General features: G+C 62.6%; 17 protein-coding genes, 2 tRNA genes and 1 pseudogene. 7 read left to right on the top strand and 13 right to left on the bottom strand.

Annotated features, from left to right (window positions below):
- The first annotated feature begins 136 nt into the window (after nucleotides 1-136).
- On the top strand, nucleotides 137-2,986 hold the full coding sequence (uvrA, locus tag ACHAC9_RS16210) for an excinuclease ABC subunit UvrA (RefSeq protein ID WP_435761189.1): 2,850 nt from the start codon (nucleotides 137-139) through the stop codon (nucleotides 2,984-2,986).
- A gap of 50 nt (nucleotides 2,987-3,036) precedes the next feature.
- On the opposite strand, the gene ACHAC9_RS16205 is transcribed toward uvrA, so the two are convergent.
- Nucleotides 3,037-3,207, bottom strand: a complete 171-nt coding sequence (locus ACHAC9_RS16205; protein WP_435761187.1) for a hypothetical protein — start codon at nucleotides 3,205-3,207, stop codon at nucleotides 3,037-3,039.
- 7 nt (nucleotides 3,208-3,214) lie between these two features.
- Nucleotides 3,215-3,490: pseudogene (locus ACHAC9_RS16200) on the bottom strand (MerR family transcriptional regulator); the annotation flags it as partial.
- A 117-nt stretch (nucleotides 3,491-3,607) separates the two neighbouring features.
- Between ACHAC9_RS16200 and ACHAC9_RS16195 the strand changes: the two are divergent.
- Entirely contained in the window at nucleotides 3,608-4,084 is a 477-nt protein-coding gene (locus ACHAC9_RS16195) for a hypothetical protein (protein WP_435761185.1), read from the top strand.
- Between the two features lie 116 nt (nucleotides 4,085-4,200).
- Here the strand turns inward: ACHAC9_RS16195 and ACHAC9_RS16190 are convergent, their stop codons facing one another.
- Nucleotides 4,201-6,066, bottom strand: coding sequence for a phosphoenolpyruvate carboxykinase (GTP) (locus ACHAC9_RS16190; protein ID WP_435761183.1), 1,866 nt, complete (start codon nucleotides 6,064-6,066; stop codon nucleotides 4,201-4,203).
- Nucleotides 6,067-6,412: 346 nt separating this feature from the next.
- On the opposite strand from ACHAC9_RS16190, the gene ACHAC9_RS16185 reads away from it, so the two are divergent.
- A complete protein-coding gene (locus tag ACHAC9_RS16185) occupies nucleotides 6,413-7,405 on the top strand; it encodes a D-2-hydroxyacid dehydrogenase family protein (protein ID WP_435761181.1) in 993 nt (330 codons plus the stop codon).
- A 6-nt stretch (nucleotides 7,406-7,411) separates the two neighbouring features.
- On the opposite strand, the gene ACHAC9_RS16180 is transcribed toward ACHAC9_RS16185, so the two are convergent.
- A complete protein-coding gene (locus tag ACHAC9_RS16180; protein WP_435761179.1) occupies nucleotides 7,412-8,167 on the bottom strand; it encodes an L-asparaginase in 756 nt (251 codons plus the stop codon).
- Nucleotides 8,168-8,304: 137 nt separating this feature from the next.
- Here ACHAC9_RS16180 and ACHAC9_RS16175 point away from each other — a divergent pair, with 137 nt between their 5' ends.
- Nucleotides 8,305-8,790 carry an asparaginase domain-containing protein gene (locus ACHAC9_RS16175; protein ID WP_435761177.1) on the top strand — a complete coding sequence of 162 codons (486 nt, stop codon included), beginning with the start codon at nucleotides 8,305-8,307 and terminating at the stop codon, nucleotides 8,788-8,790.
- A gap of 135 nt (nucleotides 8,791-8,925) precedes the next feature.
- On the opposite strand, the gene ACHAC9_RS16170 is transcribed toward ACHAC9_RS16175, so the two are convergent.
- The 4 genes from ACHAC9_RS16170 to ACHAC9_RS16155 form a co-directional block, all read right to left on the bottom strand.
- Entirely contained in the window at nucleotides 8,926-9,822 is an 897-nt protein-coding gene (locus tag ACHAC9_RS16170; protein ID WP_435761175.1) for a recombination-associated protein RdgC, read from the bottom strand.
- Between the two features lie 86 nt (nucleotides 9,823-9,908).
- On the bottom strand, nucleotides 9,909-10,985 hold the full coding sequence (gene dinB / locus ACHAC9_RS16165) for a DNA polymerase IV (RefSeq protein WP_435761173.1): 1,077 nt from the start codon (nucleotides 10,983-10,985) through the stop codon (nucleotides 9,909-9,911).
- A 151-nt stretch (nucleotides 10,986-11,136) separates the two neighbouring features.
- Nucleotides 11,137-12,951, bottom strand: coding sequence for a S8 family serine peptidase (locus ACHAC9_RS16160; protein WP_435761171.1), 1,815 nt, complete (start codon nucleotides 12,949-12,951; stop codon nucleotides 11,137-11,139).
- Nucleotides 12,952-13,392: 441 nt separating this feature from the next.
- Nucleotides 13,393-14,661, bottom strand: coding sequence for a glycerate kinase type-2 family protein (locus ACHAC9_RS16155; RefSeq protein ID WP_435761169.1), 1,269 nt, complete (start codon nucleotides 14,659-14,661; stop codon nucleotides 13,393-13,395).
- A gap of 182 nt (nucleotides 14,662-14,843) precedes the next feature.
- Here ACHAC9_RS16155 and ACHAC9_RS16150 point away from each other — a divergent pair.
- From ACHAC9_RS16150 to ACHAC9_RS16140, 3 genes are all read left to right on the top strand, one after another.
- Nucleotides 14,844-14,919: transfer RNA gene (locus tag ACHAC9_RS16150), tRNA-Val, on the top strand.
- A 36-nt stretch (nucleotides 14,920-14,955) separates the two neighbouring features.
- Nucleotides 14,956-15,032, top strand: a tRNA-Asp gene (locus ACHAC9_RS16145).
- Between the two features lie 268 nt (nucleotides 15,033-15,300).
- Nucleotides 15,301-18,030: a hybrid sensor histidine kinase/response regulator gene (locus ACHAC9_RS16140; RefSeq protein ID WP_435761167.1), complete on the top strand. Its 2,730-nt coding sequence runs from the start codon at nucleotides 15,301-15,303 to the stop codon at nucleotides 18,028-18,030.
- Nucleotides 18,031-18,066: 36 nt separating this feature from the next.
- Here ACHAC9_RS16140 and ACHAC9_RS16135 read toward each other — a convergent pair whose 3' ends face one another.
- The 5 genes from ACHAC9_RS16135 to ACHAC9_RS16115 form a co-directional block, all read right to left on the bottom strand.
- Nucleotides 18,067-19,218, bottom strand: coding sequence for a GGDEF domain-containing protein (locus ACHAC9_RS16135; protein ID WP_435761165.1), 1,152 nt, complete (start codon nucleotides 19,216-19,218; stop codon nucleotides 18,067-18,069).
- A 306-nt stretch (nucleotides 19,219-19,524) separates the two neighbouring features.
- Nucleotides 19,525-21,720: a YgiQ family radical SAM protein gene (locus ACHAC9_RS16130; protein WP_435761292.1), complete on the bottom strand. Its 2,196-nt coding sequence runs from the start codon at nucleotides 21,718-21,720 to the stop codon at nucleotides 19,525-19,527.
- 163 nt (nucleotides 21,721-21,883) lie between these two features.
- Nucleotides 21,884-22,168 carry a DUF4404 family protein gene (locus ACHAC9_RS16125; protein WP_435761163.1) on the bottom strand — a complete coding sequence of 95 codons (285 nt, stop codon included), beginning with the start codon at nucleotides 22,166-22,168 and terminating at the stop codon, nucleotides 21,884-21,886.
- Between the two features lie 8 nt (nucleotides 22,169-22,176).
- Complete coding sequence (locus ACHAC9_RS16120) at nucleotides 22,177-22,392, bottom strand: VF530 family DNA-binding protein (protein WP_435761161.1); 216 nt, start codon at nucleotides 22,390-22,392, stop codon at nucleotides 22,177-22,179.
- Nucleotides 22,393-22,543: 151 nt separating this feature from the next.
- Complete coding sequence (locus tag ACHAC9_RS16115; protein ID WP_435761159.1) at nucleotides 22,544-24,670, bottom strand: M3 family metallopeptidase; 2,127 nt, start codon at nucleotides 24,668-24,670, stop codon at nucleotides 22,544-22,546.
- Between the last annotated feature and the right edge of the window lie 26 nt (nucleotides 24,671-24,696).

Genomic DNA, 24,696 nt, shown 5'->3' with positions numbered 1-24,696 from the left:
GTACACCAGAGTACTGGATGAATGTACAGCCGCAAGTAAAACGCGTTAAACTAGCAGATTCCCCTCGATTGGCCCGCTCACCGCGAGAGACTCGTGCGCGGCCCGCATAAAATTATTGAAAGCCTGCCAAAATTCAATGGAAGAAATTCGTATTCGCGGCGCCCGCACGCATAATCTCAAGAACATCAATCTCAACCTGCCGCGCAACAAGCTGATCGTCATCACCGGCCTGTCGGGCTCGGGCAAATCCTCGCTCGCCTTCGACACCCTGTATGCCGAAGGTCAGCGCCGCTATGTCGAATCGCTGTCGGCCTACGCGCGCCAGTTCCTGCAGTTGATGGAAAAGCCGGACGTCGACCTGATCGAAGGCCTGTCGCCGGCAATTTCCATTGAGCAGAAAGCGACCTCGCACAACCCGCGCTCGACCGTCGGCACCGTCACCGAAATCCACGACTACCTGCGCCTGCTGTATGCGCGCGTCGGTACCCCGTATTGCCCGCAGCACCCGCACGAGCCGCTCGCGGCGCAAACCGTGTCGCAGATGGTCGATACCGTGCTGGCCATGCCGGAAGGTACGAAGCTGATGATTCTGGCGCCGGTCGTGGCCGGCCGCAAGGGCGAGCACGGCGACCTGTTCGCGGGCATGCAGGCACAGGGCTTTGTGCGTTTCCGCATCCAGAGCGGCGTCAATCCAGCGAAAATCTACGAGATCGACGAACTGCCGAAACTCAAGAAAACGGAAAAGCACTCGATCGACGTCGTCATCGACCGCATCAAGGTCAATCCGGAGATCAAGCAACGTGTGGCCGAGAGTTTCGAAACCGCCCTGCGCCTGGCCGATGGCCGCGCCGTGGCCTTCGAAATGGACACCGAGCAGGCCACCGTGTTCTCGAACAAGTTCGCCTGTAATGTCTGCGGCTATTCGCTGCAGGAACTCGAGCCGCGCCTGTTCTCGTTCAACAACCCGATGGGCGCCTGCTCGGAGTGCGACGGCCTTGGTCACATCGAGTTTTTTGACCCGAAGCGCATTGTCGCCTTCCCGAACCTGTCGCTCGCTTCCGGTGCCGTCAAAGGCTGGGATCGTCGCAACCAGTTTTATTTCCAGATGCTGTCGAACCTGGCGGCCCATTACGAATTCGACCTGGATAAACCGTTCGAACAATTGCCGAAACCTGCGCAGGACGCCGTCCTGTTCGGCTCAGGTAAATCCTCGATCCCGTTCACCTATGTGAACGAGCGCGGCCGTACGGTGATTCGCGAGCACACCTTCGAGGGTGTGGTGAACAACCTGCAGCGGCGCTACCGCGAGAGCGATTCGATGGCGGTCAAGGAAGAGCTGTCCAAATTCATCAACGAAAAGAAGTGCCCTTCGTGCGACGGCGCGCGCCTGCGTACCGAAGCGCGCTTCGTCAAAATCGGCCACGGCGCCCAGCAGCGCGCCATTTACGAAGTGTCCGATAAGCCCTTGCGCGAGACGCTGGAATTCTTCGAGACCCTGGTCCTGACCGGCGCCAAGAAAGAGATTGCCGAGCGCGTGATCAAGGAAATCATCGCGCGTTTGAAGTTCCTGAACAATGTCGGCCTCGATTACCTGTCGCTCGACCGCAGCGCCGATACCCTGTCGGGCGGCGAAGCGCAGCGGATTCGCCTGGCCTCGCAAATCGGTTCCGGCCTGACGGGCGTGATGTACGTGCTCGACGAGCCATCGATCGGCTTGCACCAGCGCGACAACGACCGCCTGATCGGCACGCTGAAACACCTGCGCGACATCGGCAACAGCGTGCTCGTGGTCGAGCACGACGAGGATGCGATCCGTACCGCCGACTACATCGTCGACATGGGTCCGGGTGCGGGCGTACACGGCGGCCAGATCATCGCCGAAGGCACGCTCGAGCAGATCATGGCGAACGAGCACTCGATCACGGCCCAGTACCTCGATGGCCGGCGCAAGATCGTGGTGCCGAAGAAGCGCACGCAAGCCAATCCCGAGCGCCAGCTGGTCATCACGAACGCCACCGGCAACAATTTAAGAGGCGAGACGCTGCACCTGCCGGTCGGCCTGATGACCTGCATTACCGGTGTCTCGGGTTCCGGTAAATCGACGCTGATCAACGACACGCTGTACCCGGCGCTGTCGCGCCACCTGTACGGCTCGCAGACGGAACCGGCGCCGCACGACGCGATTTTTGGATTGGAGCACTTCGACAAGGTGATCTCGGTCGACCAGGCGCCGATCGGCCGCACCCCGCGATCGAACCCGGCGACGTATACCGGCCTGTTCACCCCGATCCGCGACCTGTTCGCGACCGTGCCGACGGCCAAGGAACGCGGCTACTCGGCGGGGCGCTTCTCGTTCAACGTCAAGGGCGGCCGCTGCGAAGCCTGCCAGGGCGATGGCGTGATCAAGGTCGAGATGCACTTCCTGCCGGACGTGTACGTGCCGTGCGACGTCTGCCACGGCAAACGCTACAACCGCGAGACGCTGGAAGTGCACTACAAGGGCAAGAGCATCACCGAAGTGCTGGAACTGACGGTCGAAGACGCGCACACCTTCTTCAAGCCGGTGCCGGTGATCGCACGCAAACTCCAGACCTTACTTGACGTCGGCCTCGGCTACATCAAGCTGGGCCAGAGTGCGACGACCCTGTCCGGCGGCGAGGCGCAACGTGTCAAACTGTCGCTGGAACTGTCGAAGCGCGATACCGGTCGCACCCTGTACATCCTGGACGAGCCGACCACCGGCCTGCACTTTGCCGACATTGACCTGCTGCTCAAAGTCATCCACCGCCTGCGCGACCAGGGCAATACGCTGGCGATCATCGAGCACAACCTCGACGTCATCAAGACCGCGGACTGGATCGTCGACCTCGGTCCCGAGGGTGGCGCCGGCGGCGGCAAGATTGTCGCCACCGGTTCGCCGGAAGACGTCGCCGAGAATCCGGACAGCGTGACGGGCAAGTATCTGAAGCCGCTGCTGGTGCAGTAAGCGTTTCGTTCAAGCTGAAGAAGGCAGAGCCGCGGCTCTGCCTTTTTGCGTTACAGGGTCGGCCGTAGCGACTGCAGCGCCGCACGCATGAACCCAAGCATGCGTTCGTCCACCATGCCCGGCTGTTTCAGTTCCGGCTCGTTATCCAACGCCTGGCGGATCTTGTGCTGAGTCGCCGGGCAGCTGTCCGCGCAGGCGCACCAGGCGATTGCGCAAGGCATCGGCCTACTCCATCTGCTGCGTCAGCATGGCGATCTGGCGCTCGACGAGATTTGCCAGCGGCAGGCCCGGTCCGCTGAGATAAGTCCCGATCTCGGCCAGCGCCATGCCGAACCTGCGCAGCGCGAGGATGCGGTGCAGCCGGGCGATGTCAGCTTCGTTATAGAGCCGGTAGCCGGCGTCGGAACGCGCCGAAGGAGACAGGAGCCCAATGCTGTCGTCATGGTGCAGCGTGCGCACGGTCAAGCCGGTGCGTTTTGCCAGTTCGCCGATTTTCAACAGCATCGTGTCCTCTCTTCTTCATGCGTGCACCCATGCTGGTGCCTGACGCTGCGTGAGGGTCAAGCATTCATGTAAAGCGGTTAATATTAATACTTCACGGAAATCACAGCGGATCAAAGCATGCGATTACTCATCATGGGCAACTCGGGTTCCGGCAAATCGCACCGCGCGCGCGCGCTCGCCGCGCAACATGGGCTGGTGCACCTTGACCTGGATACGATCGTGTGGGAACCGGGCCGGATCGCCGTGCCGCGCGCTATTGCGGCGGTGCGCGCCGACCTGCTCGCCTTCGTGACGGGGCACGGGACCTGGGTGGTGGAAGGCTGCTACGGCGACCTGGTGGAAGCAGCGCTCCCCTGGAGTTCGGCGCTGGTGTTCATGAATCCGGGACGCGCGGTGTGCCTGGAAAACAATCGCCGGCGTCCGTGGGAACCGCACAAGTATGCGTCGATGGACGCGCAACAGAGCAAGTTGAACTTTTTGCTGGAATGGGTGAGCGGGTATTACGAGCGCGATGATGCGATGTCGTATGCATGCCACCGGCGTGTGTTTGATGGGTTCAGCGGAAACAAGACCGAAGTCACGACGCTGGCATAGCGTCGAATCGTGGGACCGCAGAAACGGTTTGCATAAAAAAAGGGCAGCGCCACGCGGCACTGCCCTTTTACTACGCGCGGCCACGTCAAGTGGGCCGCCCTCCTCAGAAACGCGAATTAGCCCAGCTGCTGTTCCAGCTTGGCTTTCGTTGCCACCAGCTCTTGCGGCAGGTGGTGCGCCAGCTTGTCGAACAGCTCGGTGTGCAATTTCAGCTCTTCACGCCAGGCGTCCTTGTCGATCGAGGTGATCTGCTTGAACTGCGCTTCGGTGAACTCGATGCCTTCCCAGTTCAGGTCGCCGTAGTTCGGCGAGCTGCCGAACAGGTGCGGGGTGCCGGCATCGGCCTTGCCCGCGGCGCGCTCGAGGATCCATTTCAGCACGCGCATGTTGTCGCCGTAGCCCGGCCACACGAAGTTGCCCGACTCGTCGGTACGGAACCAGTTGACGCAGAAGATCTTCGGCAATGCGGCCGAATTCTTCCCTTCAACTTTTTTACCGAGATCGAGCCAGTGCTGGAAGTAGTCGCTCATGTTGTAGCCGATGAACGGCAGCATCGCGAACGGATCGCGGCGCACGACGCCCATCTGGCCGCCGGCGGCGGCGGTCGTTTCCGAACCCATGGTCGCAGCCATGTACACGCCTTCGACCCAGTTATTGGCTTCGGTGACGAGTGGCACGGTGGTCGAGCGGCGGCCGCCGAAAATGAAGGCCGAGATCGGCACGCCGGCCGGATCGTCCCAGGCCGGGTCGATCACCGGGTTCTGGGTCGCGGCGACGGTGAAGCGCGCGTTCGGGTGCGCGGCCTTGGTGCCCGATGCCGGGGTCCAGTCCTTGCCTTGCCAGTCGATCAGGTGGCCAGGGGCTTGTTTCGTCATGCCTTCCCACCAGACATCGCCATCGTCGGTCAGCGCGACGTTGGTGAAGATGACGTTCTCGCGCAGCGAGGACATGCAGTTCGAGTTGGTCTTGTCGTTGGTGCCCGGCGCGACGCCGAAGTAACCCGCTTCCGGATTGATCGCGTACAGCTGGCCGTCAAGACCCGGCTTGATCCAGGCGATGTCGTCGCCGATCGTCGTGACTTTCCAGCCGTTGAACGAATTCGGCGGGATCAGCATGGCGAAGTTGGTCTTGCCGCAGGCCGAAGGGAAAGCGGCCGCGACGTATTTCTTGTCGCCTTCAGGGGATTCCACGCCGAGGATCAGCATGTGTTCTGCCAGCCAGCCGGTGCCGCCCTGTTGGGCTTCCTGGTAGCCCATGTTCGAGGCGATGCGCAGTGCAAAGCACTTTTTACCGAGCAGCGCGTTGCCGCCGTAGCCGGAGCCGAAGGACCAGATCTCGCGGGTTTCCGGATAATGGACAATGTATTTGGTGGTGTTGCACGGCCAGGCCACGTCTTGCTGGCCGGCGGCCAGCGGCATGCCGACGCTGTGCACGCACGGCACGTACTCGCCATCGGTGCCGAGCACGTCGTACACGGCCTTGCCCATACGCGTCATGATGCGCATGTTGACGGCGACATACGGCGAATCGGACAGTTCGACGCCGATGTGGGCAATCGGCGAACCCAGCGGGCCCATCGAGAACGGCACCACGTACATCGTGCGCCCCAGCATGCAGCCTTCGAACAGGCCGCTCAGGGTGGTGCGCATTTCAGCCGGGTCGGTCCAGTTATTCGTCGGGCCGGCCTGCTCTTTTGTGCTCGAGCAGATATAGGTGCGGTCTTCGACGCGCGCCACGTCCGACGGGTCGGACTGGGCCAGGTAGGAATTCGGGCGCAGTGCAGGATTCAGGCGCTTCATCGTGCCGGCTTCGACCATCTGTGCGCACAGGCGGTCGTACTCTTCTTCGGAGCCGTCGCACCAGTAGATGGCGTCGGGCTTCGTCAGGGCGGCAATGTCCGCTACCCAATTGATGAGCTTCTGGTGCTTGATGTGGGCTGGAACGTTCAGGGCGGCGACGCCGCTCATCACGGGCTGGTTCATGGTACCTCCAACAATTAAGAATTCTGCGCGGGTCCCGGCACGGCAGGATCGTCGTAGGTGCATGGGACCATGCGATGAAGTCCCTGGCTCCGATGGAGCGGCGGTACGGCGGTCGTGTCGACGGCCTCGTCGGCGAGGCGATGGAACAGATGAAGCCAGGGCTGATATACACTTCGGTGCTGTCAAACCCTTAATAAGCGGCCGATTGTACACCCCTCGATCTGCGATTCAAGCCCTTCGAATCGAAAAATGTAGGAAAAATAGTCGACTATTGTAGTAGGCTACTTCAATTCGCCGGGAACGCGTTATTCCTTTACGCGCTCATCAATAACTTCGCTCAACTCCGATGAAAATTGCCATTCTCGACGACTACCAGAACGCTGTGCCAGCGCTCGACTGTTACAAAATATTGGACGCTCACGAGGTCAAAGTGTTCAACAATTCTGCGCGCGGCCTTGGCCAGCTGGCAATCCGGCTGGCGCCCTATGAGGCGCTGGTCCTGATTCGCGAGCGGACGAGCCTGCCTGCCGCCCTGCTCAACAAGCTACCGAATTTGAAACTGATCTCGCAAACCGGCAAGGTCAGCGGGCACATCGACGTCGCCGCCGCCACTGCCCGTGGTATCGCGATTGCCGAGGGCACCGGCTCGCCGGTGGCGCCGGCCGAATTGACCTGGGCGCTGATCATGGCGGCCAGCCGCAAGATCGTGCCGTATGCGAACAATTTGAAGGACGGCGTCTGGCAAAGCGCGTCGGTGAATCCCCAGCTCAATGGACTGGGCCGGGTGCTGCGCGGACGCACGCTGGCGATCTGGGGCTACGGCAAGATCGGCAAGCTGCTGGCCGGCTACGGCCAGGCGTTCGGGATGCGCGTGCTGGTCTGGGGCAGCCAGGCGAGCCGGCAAGCGGCGCTGACGGATGGCTTGCATGCGGCCGCGTCGCGCGAGGCCTTCTTTGCCGAGGCGGACGTATTGAGCCTGCATCTGCGCCTGGCGGATGTGACACGCGGGATCGTCACTGGCGCCGACCTGGCGCGCATGAAGCCGGATGCTTTATTTGTGAACACGAGCCGCGCGGAACTGGTGGCAGAAGGCGCTTTGGTGACGGCGCTGCAGGCCGGACGGCCGGGAATGGCAGCGCTTGATGTGTTCACCGAGGAACCGCTGGCGCCGGATGCACCTCTGCTGCGGATGCCGACGGTGCTGGCGACGCCGCACCTGGGGTATGTCGAGCGGGAGAGTTATGAGGTGTACTTCAAGGCGGCGTTCGAGAACATCGCGCATTTTGTGGCGGGCACACCGACAAACATCCTCAACCCCGAGGCCCTGAATCGGGCCTAAGTGAGGTCAACGCAACTCCGGCTCGCCCGTCACATTGATCTTGCGCGCCGGCATCACGTACGACTTCGTCCACAACCCCGCCCAGCCCGGCGGCCAGCCGATCTCCGGCCCGGCATACGCCGGCAAGCCGGCGCGCACCGCCACCACCGGCACCGGCGGAGCCTCGACCAGGCCACCGCCGGCGGGGCGCTCGATGTTCAGGCTGTACATGTAGCCTGGCAGCAGCGCGTCGCAGGTGTCGGCGAACCAGGCCGTGTGGTCCTCGTCGCGGCCCAGCGCCTGGGCCAGGCCGTGCGGATCGAACTTCGCCAACGCGTGGATCAATTCTTCGGTGCTGGCACCGGGCGTATCGCCCCAGCCCATTACCGGATTGTTGTTGTACTCGGCGCCCGATCCATACCAGCCTTCGCGCCAGGAGCGCTGCATCCAGTTGCGCTGTCCCGTAAACAAATGCCAGCGCCAGTGCAGGCCGGAAGGCTTTGGCCAGGAGTACAGATACAGCTTCTGGTAGCCGGCCTGGTGCAGTGCGCGCACGACAGCCATCAGGCGCGCATGCGGCATGCGGTCGGGCGGCGCGCGCCGAAAGAGAATGGGTTCGCCATCGGCGTGCTGGACTTCGTCGCTCGACAGGTTCAGGTCGAGCGTGCGTGCTTCATTGCCGAAGCGCGCGGAAATCCAGCCCGTCAGCAGGTTGACGTGGGTGATCACGCCATACCCGCGATGGCGATGGAAAATAACGGTTCCTGGAGCAACGGTTTTCATGGAATTCGATGGGGCTTGCCCGAAAAAAGGATCAGTCTACTCATCCGATCCGGTCGATTCTAGCGCAGTCACATATGGATACACACCGGTTTAACGCTATGATGACCCACCTTTTTTTACTGCGTTTATAAACCGATATGACTTTGCGACTCATCGCCACCGGCGGCACCTTCGACAAACATTACGATGAACTGACCGGTGTGCTCGGCTTTTCCGAAAGCCATTTGCCAGCCGTCGTCGCGCGCGCGCGCCTGACGCTCCCCGTCGCGCTGCAAGTGTTGCCGCTGGTCGATTCGCTCGACATGGGGGATGCCGATCGCCAGCGCGTATTGGAAGCCTGCCAGGGCGCAACGGAGAAGGCAATTGTCATCGTCCACGGCACCGATACCATGCCGCAGACGGCCGCCGTGCTCGGCGCCGCAAACCTCGGCAAGACGATTGTCCTGACCGGCGCCATGATCCCGTACGAGATCGCCAATTCCGACGCCCTGTTCAACCTCGGTTTCGCCTGCGGTGTGGCGCAAACACTGGCGCCCGGCGTTTACGTGGGCATGAACGGGCAAGTGTTCGCTTGGGACAATGTGACCAAGAATCGCGCCGCCGGCGTCTTCCAGCCGCTGTAACAACACACCATTCCGGGGGCATCAGCACGCTCCCTTTTGGTGTAAGTTTTCAACCTGCCGCTTGAAAGCAAAACGGACCCATGCGGGTCCGTTTTGACGTTGATACAACACGGCGTTACGAACGCCAAAGGCTAGTTACGCTTTGGCTTCGCCACCCAGCGCGTCCACCACATCGGCCAGCATCTTCGCCAGCTCACCGGTCATCAGCATGATGTCGTTATCAAAACGCTCGTCGTCGCTGTTGGTGACGGCTTCGCCTTCCTTGATGACGTCGAGCGGCTTGACGCCCTTGATCGCCAGCGATTCGGTCAACACGAACGACACGCGGCTGTTCCAGGTCATCGCCAGGCGCGTGCACTGCTTGCCGGCGGCGATATGGCGGCGGATGTCGTCCGGATCGAGCGAGTGTTTTACGTAACGCACGGCGGCGCGGCTTTCGCCGGTGGCGCGCAATTCGGTATCCTGGTCGATCGTGAAGTTGTACGGTGCTTCATCGGCCTCCAGCCAGCCGGTCATCACGGCCACTGGCGAGCGCTGCACGCGAAGCGACTCGAGCGGCATGCGGTCCACGCCTTTCAATAGCAGCTTCACCACCTCATCGGCTTTCGCCGGGCTGGCGGCATCGACAACCAGCCAGCCGTTGACCGGGTCGATCCAGGTCCAGGTATTGCTGCGGATCGTGAATGCGCGCGGCAGCAGTTCCTCGGCCACGCGTTCCTTCAATTCTTTCATCGCCTTTTTACCTGGCGGGAAACCTTGCTGCTCTTCCATGTCGGCAGCCTTGGCCTTGGCGACCTGGTTGATCACTGAGCTCGGCAGCAGCTTCTTTTCGGTGCCCAGCATCATCAGCATCTGCTTGTTGACGACGTGGACCAGACCGCCATTCGGACGCGGCGAATCCCAGCCTTGACGCAGCAATTCATTGCTGTTTGCCGGCGTAAACGCCTGGGGCGCAAGCGCCGCTTCCATTTGTTCAGGCGTGAACGCCCACGGTGCGGGCAGGCGGTAAATCTGAAGATTCTTGAACCACATAGTTGCTTTCTGTTGTCTCAGTATTTCAGGGGAACGACATTTTACACGCTGCTGTGCAGCTATTTTCGGCTGGCAACAACAACGTTTCAATGTGTTGCGTGTTCGTCAAACAGGCTTAGTTGCTCGACATGTTCGGTGTCGCCCAGGCGCACGCCGACGCCCAGCAGGCGCACCGGGCGGCTGGCGCGCAGCCAGCCGGTTTCCATGAGCCGGGCAAAGGTCGGCAGGTGCGGTGCATAGGCGACGCACTCGACGGTGGTTTGCTGGAAGTCCGAAAATTTAATTTTAATGAACAGCTTGTTAATGAATTTTTCGGCGCCGGCGCGTTTGATTCGGCCCAGCAGGTGTTCATATAAATCGGGCAGCAGCGCCAGGCAGGCCGGCAGGTCCGGCACGTCCACCGTATAGGTTTCCTCGGTGCTGACCGACTTGCGTTCGCGCTCAGGACTGACCTCGCGGTTGTCGATGCCGCGGCATAAATCGTGCAGGCGCGCACCGAAACTGCCGAAGTGGTGCTGCAACTCCTGCATCGTCCAGCCACGTAAATCCGCGCAGGTCTGCGCGCCCAGCTTATTTAACTTGGCCGCCGTTACCTTGCCGACGCCGTGCAGCTTTTTCACCGGCAGCGCCGACACGAAGGCATCCACCTCTTCCGGCCGCACGAGGAACAATCCATCCGGCTTGTTCCAGTCGCTGGCGATTTTCGCCACGAATTTGTTTGGCGCCACGCCGGCCGAGGCCGTGATGCCGACGGTCTCGAAGATGCGGCGCCGGATTTCCTGTGCAATCAAGGTCGCGCTGCCCTTGCAGTGAGGCGAATTGGAGACGTCGAGATAGGCTTCGTCGAGCGAGAGCGGCTCGACCAGGTCCGTGTAGTCGGCATAGATCTCCATGATCTGGGTTGATGCGATGCGGTATTTCTCCATCGCCGGCGGAATGACCAGCAGCTCCGGACACAGCTTCATCGCTTGCGCGGTGGCCATCGCCGAATGGATGCCGAAGACGCGCGCCTCGTAGTTGCAGGTCGCCACCACGCCGCGCTGGTCGGGACGCCCGCCCACGGCGAGCGGACGCCCGCGCAGCGACGGATCGTCGCGCATCTCGACCGACGCGTAGAAGCAGTCGCAATCACAATGGATGATTTTACGTGCGGGGGCGTTCACTCTGGCGGCGGCCGGGGCCGACTACTGTAATTTCGTACAGTATCTCGTCAATTGGGGTTTGGTGCAAGGGCCGCGGGTTCGCAGGGGTGGCAATAAAAAAAGACGCGCGGCAAGCCGCGCGTCCGATCTCACTCACACTACAAGAACTAAATTACCAGGTCATTTTCAGCGTGTACTTGCCGTTGGTCGAACCGGTGCCGCCGCCGTAGTACTTCACGCGCACATAACGTGCCGCGGTCGCGGTGGTCGTATTCGCCACCGAAGCGGTGTCGGCCGCGCCGGCACCGTTCTCGCTCAGGGCCAGCTGCGTGCCTGCACTGTTGTAGATATACACGTCGTAGTCGGAGGTCGACAGACCCGGGGTCATCGTTGCCGACAGCGTCTTACCGGCTGGAAGTTGAACCACGAAGTAGTCGTTGTCGGTCGAGGCGCTCATGGTGCCGTTGACGGTGGTGCCGGTGGTGCTGATGGCGTTCGCGGTCGAGATCGAGTTGTTCGACTCGGTTTCCGAGATCGTCGGGCCGACCGGGGTGCCCGTGGTCGCCGACGCTGCGGCAGCTGCCGCGTCGACGATACCGGTGCCGCACTGCGAGCAGGTCGCCGGGAAAGCGCGTGCCGTGCTTTTCAGTTTCGACTCGATCTCGTCCGGGGTCAGCGCGCCGTTACGGGCCAGCATCAGTGCAGCCACGCCGGCGACGTGCGGGGTCGCCATCGAGGTGCCCTGGTAACCGGCGTAGTTGTCGGCGCCCGGCGCAGCAGTGCCGGCGTTGAGCGTCGACAGGATGTAGCCGTTGGCGTCGCCGCCAGGTGCTGCGACGTCGACCACGGTGCCGTAGTTCGAGTACGGCGCACGGCCGCCATTGCGGTTGGTGGCTGCCACGGTCACGACACCGGCGCAGTTGGCCGGGTTCGAGTTGCTGGCATTCATGTTCTCGTTACCGGCTGCGACGATGACGACCGTGCCGCGCGAACGGGCGCTGTTGATCGCGTTCTGGGTGGTGGTGCCGCAGGCGCCGCCGCCGCCGAGCGACATGTTGATGACCTTGGCCGGGTTGGCGTTCGCCGGCACGCCGGTGACAGCGCCGCCCGACGACCAGATGATCGCATCGGCGATGTCCGAGGTGTAGCCGCCGCACTTGCCGAGCACACGCACCGGCACGACCCTGGCGTTGTAGGCAACGCCGGCCACGCCCAGGCTGTTGTTGGTCTTGGCGGCGATGGTGCCGGCCACGTGGGTACCGTGCCAGCTCGAGCCTGAAGACGGTTCGCCGGCGGCGCACTCGTTGGCAGCGGTCCAGTCGCCCGGATCGGAGGCGTCGGCATCGCGGCCGCCGCCGTCATTGGCGATGGCGGTGTCGGAAATGAAGTCATAGCCGCCGACATACTGGCCGGAGAGGTCGGCGTGTGGACGGATACCGGTGTCGATCACGGCGACCTTGACGCCGGTACCGGTGGAAAGATCCCAGGCTGCCGGCAGGCGCAGGCCGCCGGTCGTTTCCGTGTAGTGCCACTGCTGGGCGTACATCGGATCGTTGGCCGTGGCCATCTTGCGCATGATACGGTCGGGCTCGGCGTATTCGATCGAGGTGTCGCGTGCCATCATTTCCTTCGCCAGCGCATCGGCATCTTTCACCGACACCCTGCGGTCGATCTTGAACACATGCGCGCCGGTGCCGGTGGTGCGCAGTGCCTGCAGGCGCAGGCCCAGCTGCTGACCGGCGCGGTCGGCGATGGCCTGGCGCGCGGAAGTCATCGCGGTGGCGACCCGGGCCTGGGCAGCGCCGACGTTGGCGTCCTTGTATTTAACGATCAGGCGGTCGGTCTCGACGATGTATTGCTTGGTGCCTGCGACCTGGAAGTCAGGGACGGTGCCGGCGGCGGAAGCCGAGGCGAGCGAACCGGTGACGATGGAGACTGCTACAGCGACTTTCAACAAATTCGGGTAAATCGAATGCGTCGACTTCATGTTGAGCCCTTCGTGTGTAGTTTTCCGTCAAGGCAATATGCCCTGGTTTATGGTCTTCGGTAGATCCGAAGTGCCCTCGACAGGCGGCCCAGAAAATGTACGCCTGAGTAATCATGCATGGCGGGAATTTCTAAACGAGTGAGGCTATTTAGCAACGTTTTGCACTGAAGATTTAACAAAAACATTTATTATTTGCAATATATGTATGGACACCAAATAATATATGCCCTATTTTCCTTATCATCGTCACAACAACCGTTACTTTGGGTATAGAGCAGGCGATCCATTCTTGAATGGAGCATGAAAAAGGCCGCGCTGAACGCGGCCCTGTATTTTTTTACCACTCGTTTTGAAATCAGTTTGTGCTTTGTCAGCATCCTGTAATTAATGGTTACCCTTGACTCCCAGGTCGGACAATCACCTGCGATCTGCCAGCCGCCGTCAGGGCATGATCAGCAGCGCGCGGAAATCGTTGACGTTGGTGCGCGTCGGTCCGGTGACGACCAGGTCGCCGAGCGCGGAAAACAGGCTGTAGCCGTCGTTATTGCCCAGCATGGCGCGGGCGTCGAGCCCGGCGGCTGCTGCCCGCGCCAGCGTGTCGGGGGCGAGGGAGGCGCCGGCATTGTCCTCGGTGCCGTCGATGCCGTCGGTATCGGCGGCAAGCGCGTGCACCCCGGGCAATCCATCCAGGCCAAGGGCCAGCGCCAGCAGGAATTCGGCATTGCGACCTCCTCTGCCCTTGCCGCGCACCGTCACCCCGGTTTCGCCGCCCGAGAGAATCACGCAGGGCGCGGCGCAAGGCTGGCCGTACTGGCGCACCTGGCGCGCGATGGCCGCGTGCACGGCGGCGACGTCGCGCGCTTCTCCCTCGATGCTGTTCGACAGGATCAAGGGCGTGATGCCGGTGTTACGCGCGGCGTTTGCCGCAGCCTCGAGCGCGGTTTGGGCGGTGGCGATCACGATCGTTTCATTGCGCGCCAGGCGTGGATCGTCGGGCCTGGGCGCGGCGCGCGCAGGATCGAGCAGCACGGCGCGCACCGCGCTGGAGATCGGAATGGCGTAGCGCTCGAGGATCGCCAGCGCATCGCGCGCCGTGCTGCCGTCAGGCACGGTCGGCCCGGAAGCGACGACACCCGGGTCGTCCCCCGGCACGTCCGACACGACCAGGGTCACCACGCGCGCCGGATAACAGGCCAGCGCCAGCCTCCCTCCCTTGATGCTCGAGAGGTGGCGTCGCACGCGGTTCATTTCTCCAATCGGCGCGCCGCTGCGCAGCAAGGCACGGTTGATCGCGCGTTTTTCTTCCAGCGTGATGCCGGGCGCCGGCAGGGACAGCAGGGCCGAGCCGCCGCCGGACATCAGGCACAGGACGAGGTCGTCTTCGGTGAGACCGTTCACGAGCGCCAGCATGCGTTCGGCCGCCTCCACACCGGCCGCATCGGGCACCGGATGGCCGGCCTCGACGACCTCGATGTGTTGCGTTGGCGCGCCATGCGCATAGCGCGTCACGACCAGCCCGGACAGTTCACCTCCCCAATGCCGCTCGACACCCTCGGCCATGCGCGCCGCCGCTTTACCGGCGCCGATCACGACCGTACGTCCGCGCGGCGCGGCCGGCAGATGGTGTGCGATCAGCGTCCCGGCATCGACGGCGTCCAGCGCGGATTCGAACAGGTGCAGCAGGAACTGGCGTGGATCGGCGGCGTTCATCAGGGCTCCTCGAGGATGGAATGCTGTTGATAGTGACACAAAAACACCTTCTGGCCGGGGCTGGCCTCGACACCGTTTACACATTTTCAGAAAAACTCTTGCACATTCGCGAAGCCATACGCTATGATTCGGGCCTCTTCAGACGCAGTGACAAACGTCAGACGAACAGAATACGGTGAGCCGGGCGCTTAGCTCAGTTGGTAGAGCGGATCCCTTACAAGGATTAGGTCGGGAGTTCGAGCCTCTCAGCGCCCACCAGATTCAGTTCGAAATGAAGAACCGATCAGTAAAAATGGAGCGGTAGTTCAGTTGGTTAGAATACCGGCCTGTCACGCCGGGGGTCGCGGGTTCGAGTCCCGTCCGCTCCGCCAGCATCAAAGAAAAAGGGTCCGACTTGTCGGGCCCTTTTTCTTTTTCGTTTTCATTCTCATTCCCTTTTGCTCCGCTACCTCGGCCACGCGCCGTGCTCAGCAAGGCATCCAAAAAGCGCGTAAGCTCGCAGACCGCTCATCCGCTTTATACCTTCATGTCACGCGGACGTTAGCGACCTAACAGTCAGCCGTTCCACCCCATGCTATAGGTGAGCTATCGCAGCACGATCGATGCCCTGCCGGCATCCGCAACCTGGAATTTTGCCTCATGCAGCAACACCCTGATACCGCGCCCGTGATCGACACCAACGCCCTGGGCCTGCAATTGTTCGAAAGCAGCCCGGACTGCGTCAAATTGCTCAGCAACGAAGGCAAGGTGCTGGCGATGAACAAGAACGGCATGTGTGCCCTGGAAATCGACGACTTCCGTCCTTTTTCCGGTGCGGCGTGGCGAACATTCTGGCCGCAGGAAAGCCAGGACAAGATCGACGCCGCGATCGCGCTGGCCCGCGCCGGCGGCACCGGGCAAGTCAAGGCGTTCTGCCCGACGGCCAAGGGTTCGCCGCGCTGGTGGGAAGTGGTGGTGACCGCGGTGCAGGGGGACGATGGCCGCCTCCAGAACATGCTGGCGGTGTCGCGCGACGTGACCGCGGCCCATGAGGCCGATGTCCAGCGCGAACGCCTGCTCAAGGAAGTCCAGGCCGCCAACGCACGCATGAGCGACGTCTTCCACAAGGCGCCGGCCTTCATGTGCGTACTGACCAGTCCTGACCACGTCTTCGAGCTGGTCAACGAGCGCTACCTGCAGCTGGTCGGCAACCGCGACCTGATCGGCCAGCCGATACGCCAGGCGCTGCCGGAAGTCGACGGCCAGGGTTTCTTCGAACTGTTGGACGCGGTCTACCAGACCGGGGAACAGTTCATCGGTACCGACATGCCGGCCATGCTGCAGCGCCATGCCGGCGCAGCATTGGAACAGCGTTTCGTCGACCTGGTCTTCACGGCCCTGCGCGATGCAGACGGCGAGATCACGGGCGTGCTGGTGCACGGTGTCGACCAGACCGAGCGCAAGCTGAGCGAAAACCGGCTGTACGAAAGCCGCGAACGCTTCGCCAAGATTGTCGGCCAGGCCGCGACCGGCGTGGTCGAGATGGATCCGCAGGGCCGCATCACCCTCGTGAACCAGAAGTATTGCGACATGGTCGGTTACACCGAATCCGAACTGATCGGCATGAGCGTGACCCAGTTAACGGCGCCGGCTTCGCGCGAGGAGAGCCTGACGGCGCTCGCCGGCCTGACGGCGGGCGGCCCCGGCTTTGTTATCGACAAGCATTACCTGCGCAAGGATGGATCCCTGATACCGGCCACCAGCAGCGTCAACGCGCTGCGCGGCCCTGCGGGCGAGTACCAGGGCATGGTGGCGATCGTGCTCGACACGACCGAGAGCCGCCGCGCGGCAGAGAAATTGCGCGTCAGTGAAGAACGTTATCGCACCCTGTTCGAATCGATGGACCAGGGCTTCTCGGTCATCGAGATGATCTTCGATGAAACGGGTGCCCCCGCCGACTACCGCTTTCTCGAAATGAATGCCACGTTCGCGCGCCATAGCGGCCTCGTCGACGCCGTCGGCAAGACGGCGCGCGAACTGGTGCCGGACCTCGACCGGTTCTGGTTCGATACCTATGGCAAGGTTGCGCTGACCGGCGAAGCGGTGCGCTTCGAAAACGAAGTAGCCGCGATGGGCCGCTGGTTCGACGTCTACGCCACCCGCATGGGCGGTATCGACAGCCGCAAGGTGGCGCTGCTGTTTGCCGATATCACGGCGCGCCGGCGCTCCGAAGAGAAGCTGCGCCAGCTGGCGGCCGACCTGTCGGACGCCGACCGCCGCAAAACCGAGTTCCTGGCCACGCTCGCGCACGAACTGCGCAATCCGCTGGCGCCGATCCGCAGCGGCCTGGGCGTCATGCGCCTGGCTGGCGACAACGCCGCCGCCGTGCGCAAGGTGCGCGAGATGATGGAGCGGCAAGTGGGCCACATGGTCCACCTGATCGACGACCTGCTCGATATCGCCCGCATCAGCGGCGGCAAGCTCGAACTCAAGCGCGAACGGGTCGACCTGAAGCGCGTGCTCGCGAGTGCCGTCGAAACCAGCGCGCCCTTGATCGACGCGGCGCGCCACCAGTTGAAGGTCACGCTGCCCGATGCGGCCCTGCTGGTGGACGCCGACGTCACCCGCATCGCCCAGGTCGTGGCGAACCTGCTGAACAATGCTGCCAAATACACCCCGGCCGGCGGACGCATCGCGCTGTCGGCGCGCGAGGACGCGGGCATGGCGGTGATCACGGTGTCGGACACGGGCGTCGGCATCCCGGCCGATTCCCTGAAAAGCGTGTTCGACATGTTCAAGCAGGTCGAGCGCCATATGGAGCGCGCCCAGGGAGGCCTCGGCATCGGGCTGTCGCTGGTGCGGCGCCTGGTCGAGATGCATGGCGGCTGCGTGAGCGCGGCGAGTGCCGGCGCGGGCCAGGGCAGCAGCTTCGAGGTGCGGCTGCCGCTGGCCAGCGGCGACATGGCCGAGGCGCCGCGCGGGCGCGATGGGCACGCGGGAGCGTCAGGCACCGTGCAGGCAATCCGCATCCTGGTGGTGGACGACAACGTCGATGCGGCGCTGACCCTGTCGATGATCCTCGAGGCCGGCGGGCACCTGACCCGCGTGGCCCACGACGGCATTGCCGCCCTGGCTGCGGCCCGGGAATTTCTACCGCAACTTGCCTTCCTCGATATCGGCATGCCCGGCCTGAACGGCTATGAAACCGCCAGCGCCATGCGCCGCACGCCGGGGCTGGAAGACATTACGCTGGTTGCCCTGACCGGATGGGGTACCGAAAGCGACCGCCTGCGCTCGAGCGATGCCGGCTTCGATCACCATCTCACCAAACCGGCCCAGCTGAGCGCGGTCCAGGATTTATTGACCAGCCTGGCGCACGCGGGAAGCTAGTCGGCCGCACGCGTTTGAGGATGTGGTCAGGCGCGTCTAAGCTTGACGACGCTTGAGAACGCCTACTTCCACCCGATTACGCCCGTTGCGCTTGGCTTCATACAGGGCGTGATCGGCGCGCGCGAGCGCTGTCGGCAAGTCTTCGTCCGGATCGATCACGACCACGCCGATACTGACCGTCATCGTGTAATGGTTGCCACAGGTGAGCAGCCGGATGTCGACCACGGCCTGGCGCAGGCGTTCGGCCGTGTGCAGCGCGCCGTCGAGGCTGGTGCCCGGCAGCGCCAGCGCGAATTCCTCACCGCCGAGCCTGCCCAGGATATCGTGCTCGCGCAGGGAATCGTTACAGGTCGTCGAAAACTTGATCAAGGCCTCGTCGCCGGTGGCGTGGCCGAAACGATCGTTGAGTTGCTTGAAATGGTCGATGTCGAGCATCAGGAGCGTCATCGGCTGCTGCAGGCGCAAGGACAACAGGCGCGCCGCGTCGGCGCGTGCGAAGAAGGCGCGCCGGTTCAACAGACTCGTCAAATCGTCGGTCGTGGCCAGGCGTTCCATGCGCGCATCGTCGCGCTGCTTGCTCATCAGGATGAAACCGAAGCCGTTTACGATCAACAACAAATAACCCGCGACATAGGCCATCGATTGGATCCCCCCGGTGGCGGGTTCGCCGAAAATCATGAGGATGGCCCATACGGCCAGGGTAGCCCCGCAGCCCATGTCGTTGGCCCCGATCAGACGCTGCAGGGTGGTGGCGCCGGGCAGGCGCGGATGCATCAGGATGGCGCCGGTCGTAAACGAACCGAGGCCCATCGCCAGCGACACATACACGATCAGCTGCGGATACGGCAAGCCGCTCAGGAATGCCGCGCAGGCAAGCAGCAAGCTGAGCGCCGCCGTCGGCACCAGATAGCGCCGCAATTGCGGATAGCCGAAAAAGATGGCATACGCGGCCGCCTCGAGCGTCAGGCCGGCAATCCAGCCCGCCGATTCCAGAATGGCAAGCAGGGGCATGCTTGACTCCGGGCGCACCCAGGCCAGCAGCTGAGCCGCACCAAAGGCCATGCGCGCCCACATCCACATCGGCAAACCGGGGGTGGCGCTGGCACCGCGCACGTAGGCCACCATCAGCAGGGCAAACGCAATGTTGCCGATGCCGACTGCCAGCATATAAATAGGGTGATCGATCACTGCGTGTTCCTTGTGGGGCTGCGGCCGCGGAGAGTACGCAGGCTTTTATTCAATCGCATCGGCGCTTGAAGTCTTATTCAGCAGCTAACATGTGTTTCCCAAAGGAATTATTTTACATGGTTTCGTCAAATAGGTTCGCATACTCCCTTCGTTTAGTGTGTGCCCTCGGTAATTCATACAACACTACGGTGTAAGCCCGACAATGTTACGTCGTCAATACGCAACAAGACTCCCCATGAAACAAAAAGCCGGCCCCTGCGGCGATGCAGGGGCCGGCTTTTTGCCGGACTTGACGAAAGGGCGCGCTTACTTCTTCGCGCCCTTCGGCTTGGCCTTGATGGTCGACAGGATCGACGGCCGCGCCCGTTCGGCTGCGGCCACCGGGGCACGACCGCCAGCGGCCGGCACACGTTGTTGCTCCGGCTTGCGTTTGGCTGCGGCGATCTGGTGCGGCAGGGGCGCCGGCATGCCGCCCTGGCGCTTGCGGTCGCCGACTTGCGGCGCACCACTGTCTTCGGACGGATGCCAGGCCGGCACCAGGTGGCGTTCGCCATTGCCGATCAGGTCGCCACGGCCCATTTTGACCAGGGTCTCGCGCAGGATCGGCCAGTTCTCCGGATGGTGGTAGCGCAAGAAGGCTTTATGGGCCTTGCGCATCTTGCCGCTGCGCGCCGTCTCCACCACTTCGGAATCCGCTGTGACTTTCTTCAGCGGATTCTTGCGCGTGTGGTACATGGTGGTGGCCATCGCCATCGGCGTCGGCGTGAAGGTCTGGACCTGGTCCAACTTAAAATTGTTTTTCTTCAGCCAGAGCGCCAGGTTCAGCATGTCCTCGTCGGTCGAGCCCGGGTGGGCGGCGATGAAATACGGGATCAGGTACTGCTTCTTGCCGGCCTCCAATGAATACTTGTCGAACAGGCGCTTGAACTCGTCATACGCGCCGATGCCCGGTTTCATCATTTTCGACAGCGTGCCCGCCTCGGTGTGTTCCGGTGCAATTTTCAGCAAACCACCGACGTGGTGCGTCACCAGTTCCTTCACGTACTCGGGCGAGCGCACGGCCAGGTCGTAGCGCAGCCCGGAACCGATCAGGATCTTTTTAACACCAGGAATCGCACGCGCCTTGCGGTACAGCTGGATCAGCTTGCTGTGGTCGGTACCGAGGTTGCTGCAAATCGTCGGGTACACGCAGGACAGGCGGCGGCACGATTCCTCGATCGTTTTTTCTTTGCAGGCCAGGCGGTACATGTTCGCGGTCGGGCCGCCGAGGTCGGTAATCGTCCCCGAAAAATTCTTGGTCGTGTCGCGGATCAGCTCGATCTCGCGCAGGATCGACGGCTCCGAGCGGCTCTGGATGATGCGCCCTTCGTGCTCGGTGATCGAGCAGAAGGTGCAGCCGCCGAAGCAGCCGCGCATGATGTTGACCGAATAACGGATCATTTCCCAGGCCGGGATGTGTGCTTTACCGTAACTCGGGTGCGGATTGCGTGCGTACGGCAGGTCATACACGTTGTCCATCTCGTCCATGGCGAGCGGCAGCGGCGGCGCGTTCAGCCAGACATCGCGGTCGCCGTGCGATTGCACCAGCGCACGCGCATTGCCCGGGTTCGATTCGAGGTGGAACACGCGCGAGGCGTGCGCATACATCACCGGGTCTGCGCTGACGGTCTCGAAACTCGGCAAACGGACGACCGTTTTCATCGCTTTTTCACGCGCGGCGGCTTGCCGCTCTTCGCGGCTCATGATGAAGACGGGTTTCAGTACCGGTTCCGGCGCGGCGTTGTCCAGCGCGCAGGCGGTCGGGTCTTCCAGCGCCATCGCGTACGGATTCGGCTGCCTGTCGATACGGCCCGGCACGTCCACGCGCGTGGAATTGTGTTCCGACCATTCGGCGTCCGGTAGCCAGCCCGGCTGCACCAGGAAGGCAGTGCCGCGAATATCGCGGATTTCCTTGATCGACTCGCCAGCGGCAATGCGGCGCGTGACGTCGACCAGCGCGCGTTCGGCGTTACCGAAGATCAGCAAGTCCGCTTTCGATTCGAACAGCACCGAGCGCCGCACTTTATCCGACCAGTAATCGAAGTGGGCGATGCGACGCAACGAGGCCTCGATCGAGCCGATCACGACCGGCACGCCCGGATAGGCTTCGCGCACGCGCTGGGCGTAGACGGTCACCGCGCGGTCCGGGCGTTTATTCGGCTCGGCATTGGGGGTGTAGGCGTCGTCGGAACGGATTTTACGATCGGCCGTATACCGGTTCACCATCGAATCCATGTTGCCGGCGGTGATGCCCCAGTACAGGTTCGGCTTGCCCAGCGCGCGAAACGGCTCGGCCGAATGCCAGTCCGGCTGGCTGATGATGCCGACCCGGTAGCCCTGCGCTTCGAGCAAACGGCCGACCAGCGCCATGCCGAAGCTCGGATGGTCGATGTAGGCGTCACCGGTGACGAGGATCACGTCGCACGAATCCCAGCCCAGCGCATCCATTTCGGCGCGGGTCATCGGGAGAAAGGGCGCGGCGGCTGCGCGGCTGGAGCGTTTCGGGACGCTCGCGAAGAGATTGGCTGGGGTCATTGGCCGATATTCTACCGGAAATCGGTGTTGGCCGCTGCTCCCCGCCTGAAAAATTGCTTACGTTTCAATGACTTGTGGTTGAGCAGCTACTTCAAATACCCATGCTCGACAGCATGTTACCCAGCTCCCGCAAAGCCGAGGCGACGTTCGGGTGGCGCGCCGTAAAACGGGCGCTCAGCTCCTGGGTGCGCGAGCCGAGGCCGTAGGTGTTGGCGTCGAGGTCCTGGTCGGCACGACGCTCGAGCACCCCCTTGATGTCGCCATCGAGCTGGCGCAGCAGCATCTGCAGCTCTTCATCGACTTCTTCGGTTTCGGACAGGCTGCGGTGCAGCGTTTTCAGGTGCGCCTTCAGGTTCGAATCGTTCTCGTTCAGCATGTCGTTTCTCACTGGTTGGTGAAGCGGGTCTCGAGGAATAAGGCCTCGACCTGCTCGCGCGCCCACGGCGTGCGGCGCAAAAACTTCAGGCTCGACTTGATGCTCGGATCTTTCTGAAAACAATTAATGTCGATCCGGCGGCCGAGTCCCTCCCAGCCATAGTGCTCGACGAGGCGGGTTAACAGGGATTCTAAAGTAATACCGTCAAGGGATTGAACACTCATCGCTTTGCTTTGTTTCAGGAATGGGAATAGCTGCAGTTTATACACCGGATCGGGGGAAATGGTGGGGTGTGCGTGGGCACGAGTGCCCACGCGGTACCAGACTGCGAATGATCCGCGATGGCGCCGCACACCCCCACCATCGCCAAACAAATTACTGCCCCGTCAACCCACGCTTCTCGAGCAAGGGCTGCACCTGCGCATCACGCCCGCTGAAATTGCGGTACATCTGCATCGCGTCGAGCGTACCGCCGCGCGAGAGCAGCGTCTTGCGGAAGTGGTCGCCATTCTTGCGGGTCAGCCCACCATTCTCCTTGAACCAGTTGACGGTATCGGCATCGAGCTTCTCGGCCCACAGGTAGCCGTAGTAGCCCGACGAATAGCCGCCCGAGAACACGTGGGAGAAGTAGGTCGTGCGGTAGCGCGGCGGCACCGGAGCGAAATCGACGCCGGCCTTTTTCAATGCAGCTGCCTCGAACGCGAGCACGTCGGTCGGGATTTGCGACGCTCTCAGCTGGTGCCAGCTCTGGTCCAGCAGCGAGGCGGCCAGGTACTCGGTGGTGCGGAAGCCTTCGTTGAACTGCTGCGAAGCCTGCACCTTGTCGAGCAGCTCTTTCGGCATCGGCGCGCCGGTCTGGTAGTGCTTCGCATAATTGGCCAGCACTTCCGGCCAGGCCATCCACATCTCGTTCACCTGGGATGGGAACTCGACGTAATCGCGCGGCACGCGCGAGCCCGAGAAGCGCGGGTATGTCACGTTCGAGAACATGCCGTGCAGCGCGTGGCCGAATTCGTGGAAGGTGGTGCGCACTTCGTCGTAGGTGAGCAGGGTCGGTTCGCCCGCGGCAGGCTTGGGCACGTTCAGGTTGTTCGCGATCACCGGCTTGGTAGCGAGCAGCGTGCTTTGTCCGACCAGGGCATTCGCCCAGGCGCCGCCGCGCTTGTTCGAGCGTGCGTACGGGTCGAAGGTAAAAATCGCCAGCTGCGAGCCGTCGGCGTCGAACACGTCGAAGGTGCGCACGTCTTCGTTATAAGTCGGCAGGTCCTTGCGTTCCTTGAAGGTGATGCCGAATTCCTTGGTCGCCGCAAAAAACACGCCGTCGACCAGCACGCGGTTCAGTTCAAAGTAGGGACGCAGCTGCGCAGCGTCGAAGGCATAGCGCTGGGCGCGCACCTTGTCGCTGTAGAAGGCCCAGTCGTGGGCGGCGAGCTGGAAGCCTCCCTTCTCGGCGTCGATCACCTTCTGGATCTCGGCTGCTTCCTTCTTTGCGTTGTTCACGGCCGGCTTGGCGAATTCGGCCAGCAGGCTGTTGACGGCTTTCGTGTTCTTTGCGGTCTGGTCTTCCAGCATGTAGGCGGCGTGGCTCGGGTAGCCCAAGAGCGCTGCGCGTTCGGCGCGCAGCTTGGCGATCTGCAGCACTTCGTCCTTGTTGTCGAACTCGCCGCCGCGCGAGCCGCGTCCCATCGAGGCCGCCAGCAGCTTTTCGCGGGTCGCGCGATTGGTCAGTACCGACAAGCCGGCCTGGCCGGTGGTATTCACCACGGGAATCGCGAACTTGCCGTCCTGGCCGCGCTTTTTGGCCTCCGCCGCGGCGGCGTCGATCTGCTTGTCCGACATGCCGGCGAGTTCCGCGCGGGTGTCCACGATCAGGGCCGACGAATTCGATTCGTTCAGCACGTTCTGGGCGAACTGGGTCTGCAAGCTGGCCAGCTGGCTGTTGTAGGCCTTCAGCTTTTCCTTGTCCGCAGCGGACAACTTGGCGCCGGCGCGCACGAAGTCGGTGTGGTAGCGCTCGAGCAGGTAGACCGACTCGGCGTCCAGGTTCAGCTTGCTGCGCTTGTCGTACAGCGCCTTGATGCGCGCGTACAGTCTCGGGTTCAGGCGGATCGCATCGCTGTGCGCGGACAGCTTCGGCGCCATTTCCTTGTCCAGGGCCTTCAACGTGTCGTTGGTGTACGAACCGGAGAGCGTACCGAAGACGACGCCGACGCGGTTAAGCAGCTGGCCCGAACGCTCCATCGCGACGATGGTGTTCTCGAAGGTCGGCGCCGCCTTGTTGTTGGCGATCGCCTCGATCTCGGCGGCCTGCTGGCGCATGCCCTCGGCGTAGGCCGGGGCGAAGTGTTCGTTTTTCACCTTGTCGAAGGCCGGGTACTGGAACGGCAAGATGCTCGGCGCGGCGAACGGGTTCGATGCTTCAAGCAGCGAGGCTGGCTGGGCATAGGCCAGGTTGGCCACGGCGACGCTGGCGGCAACGAGCAGGGTGTGGGAGCGGTTCATGGAGTCTCTTTATGATGTGGTGCAAA

It is taken from the genome of Massilia sp. CMS3.1 (assembly GCF_051262535.1).
Taxonomy (GTDB): domain Bacteria; phylum Pseudomonadota; class Gammaproteobacteria; order Burkholderiales; family Burkholderiaceae_D; genus Telluria.
Note: the sequence above shows the minus strand (reverse complement) of the source record. Positions and strands in the feature narration are given on the sequence as shown.

Excerpts from the sequence above, each read along its gene's own strand:
- uvrA (WP_435761189.1), top strand. The coding sequence starts at position 137 with ATGGAAGAAATTCGTATTCGCGGCGCCCGCACGCATAATCTCAAGAAC.
- ACHAC9_RS16205 (WP_435761187.1), bottom strand. The coding sequence starts at position 3,207 with ATGCCTTGCGCAATCGCCTGGTGCGCCTGCGCGGACAGCTGCCCGGCG.
- ACHAC9_RS16195 (WP_435761185.1), top strand. The coding sequence starts at position 3,608 with ATGCGATTACTCATCATGGGCAACTCGGGTTCCGGCAAATCGCACCGC.
- ACHAC9_RS16190 (WP_435761183.1), bottom strand. The coding sequence starts at position 6,066 with ATGAACCAGCCCGTGATGAGCGGCGTCGCCGCCCTGAACGTTCCAGCC.
- ACHAC9_RS16185 (WP_435761181.1), top strand. The coding sequence starts at position 6,413 with ATGAAAATTGCCATTCTCGACGACTACCAGAACGCTGTGCCAGCGCTC.
- ACHAC9_RS16180 (WP_435761179.1), bottom strand. The coding sequence starts at position 8,167 with ATGAAAACCGTTGCTCCAGGAACCGTTATTTTCCATCGCCATCGCGGG.
- ACHAC9_RS16175 (WP_435761177.1), top strand. The coding sequence starts at position 8,305 with ATGACTTTGCGACTCATCGCCACCGGCGGCACCTTCGACAAACATTAC.
- ACHAC9_RS16170 (WP_435761175.1), bottom strand. The coding sequence starts at position 9,822 with ATGTGGTTCAAGAATCTTCAGATTTACCGCCTGCCCGCACCGTGGGCG.
- ACHAC9_RS16160 (WP_435761171.1), bottom strand. The coding sequence starts at position 12,951 with ATGAAGTCGACGCATTCGATTTACCCGAATTTGTTGAAAGTCGCTGTA.
- ACHAC9_RS16155 (WP_435761169.1), bottom strand. The coding sequence starts at position 14,661 with ATGAACGCCGCCGATCCACGCCAGTTCCTGCTGCACCTGTTCGAATCC.
- ACHAC9_RS16140 (WP_435761167.1), top strand. The coding sequence starts at position 15,301 with ATGCAGCAACACCCTGATACCGCGCCCGTGATCGACACCAACGCCCTG.
- ACHAC9_RS16130 (WP_435761292.1), bottom strand. The coding sequence starts at position 21,720 with ATGACCCGCGCCGAAATGGATGCGCTGGGCTGGGATTCGTGCGACGTG.
- ACHAC9_RS16125 (WP_435761163.1), bottom strand. The coding sequence starts at position 22,168 with ATGCTGAACGAGAACGATTCGAACCTGAAGGCGCACCTGAAAACGCTG.
- ACHAC9_RS16120 (WP_435761161.1), bottom strand. The coding sequence starts at position 22,392 with ATGAGTGTTCAATCCCTTGACGGTATTACTTTAGAATCCCTGTTAACC.
- ACHAC9_RS16115 (WP_435761159.1), bottom strand. The coding sequence starts at position 24,670 with ATGAACCGCTCCCACACCCTGCTCGTTGCCGCCAGCGTCGCCGTGGCC.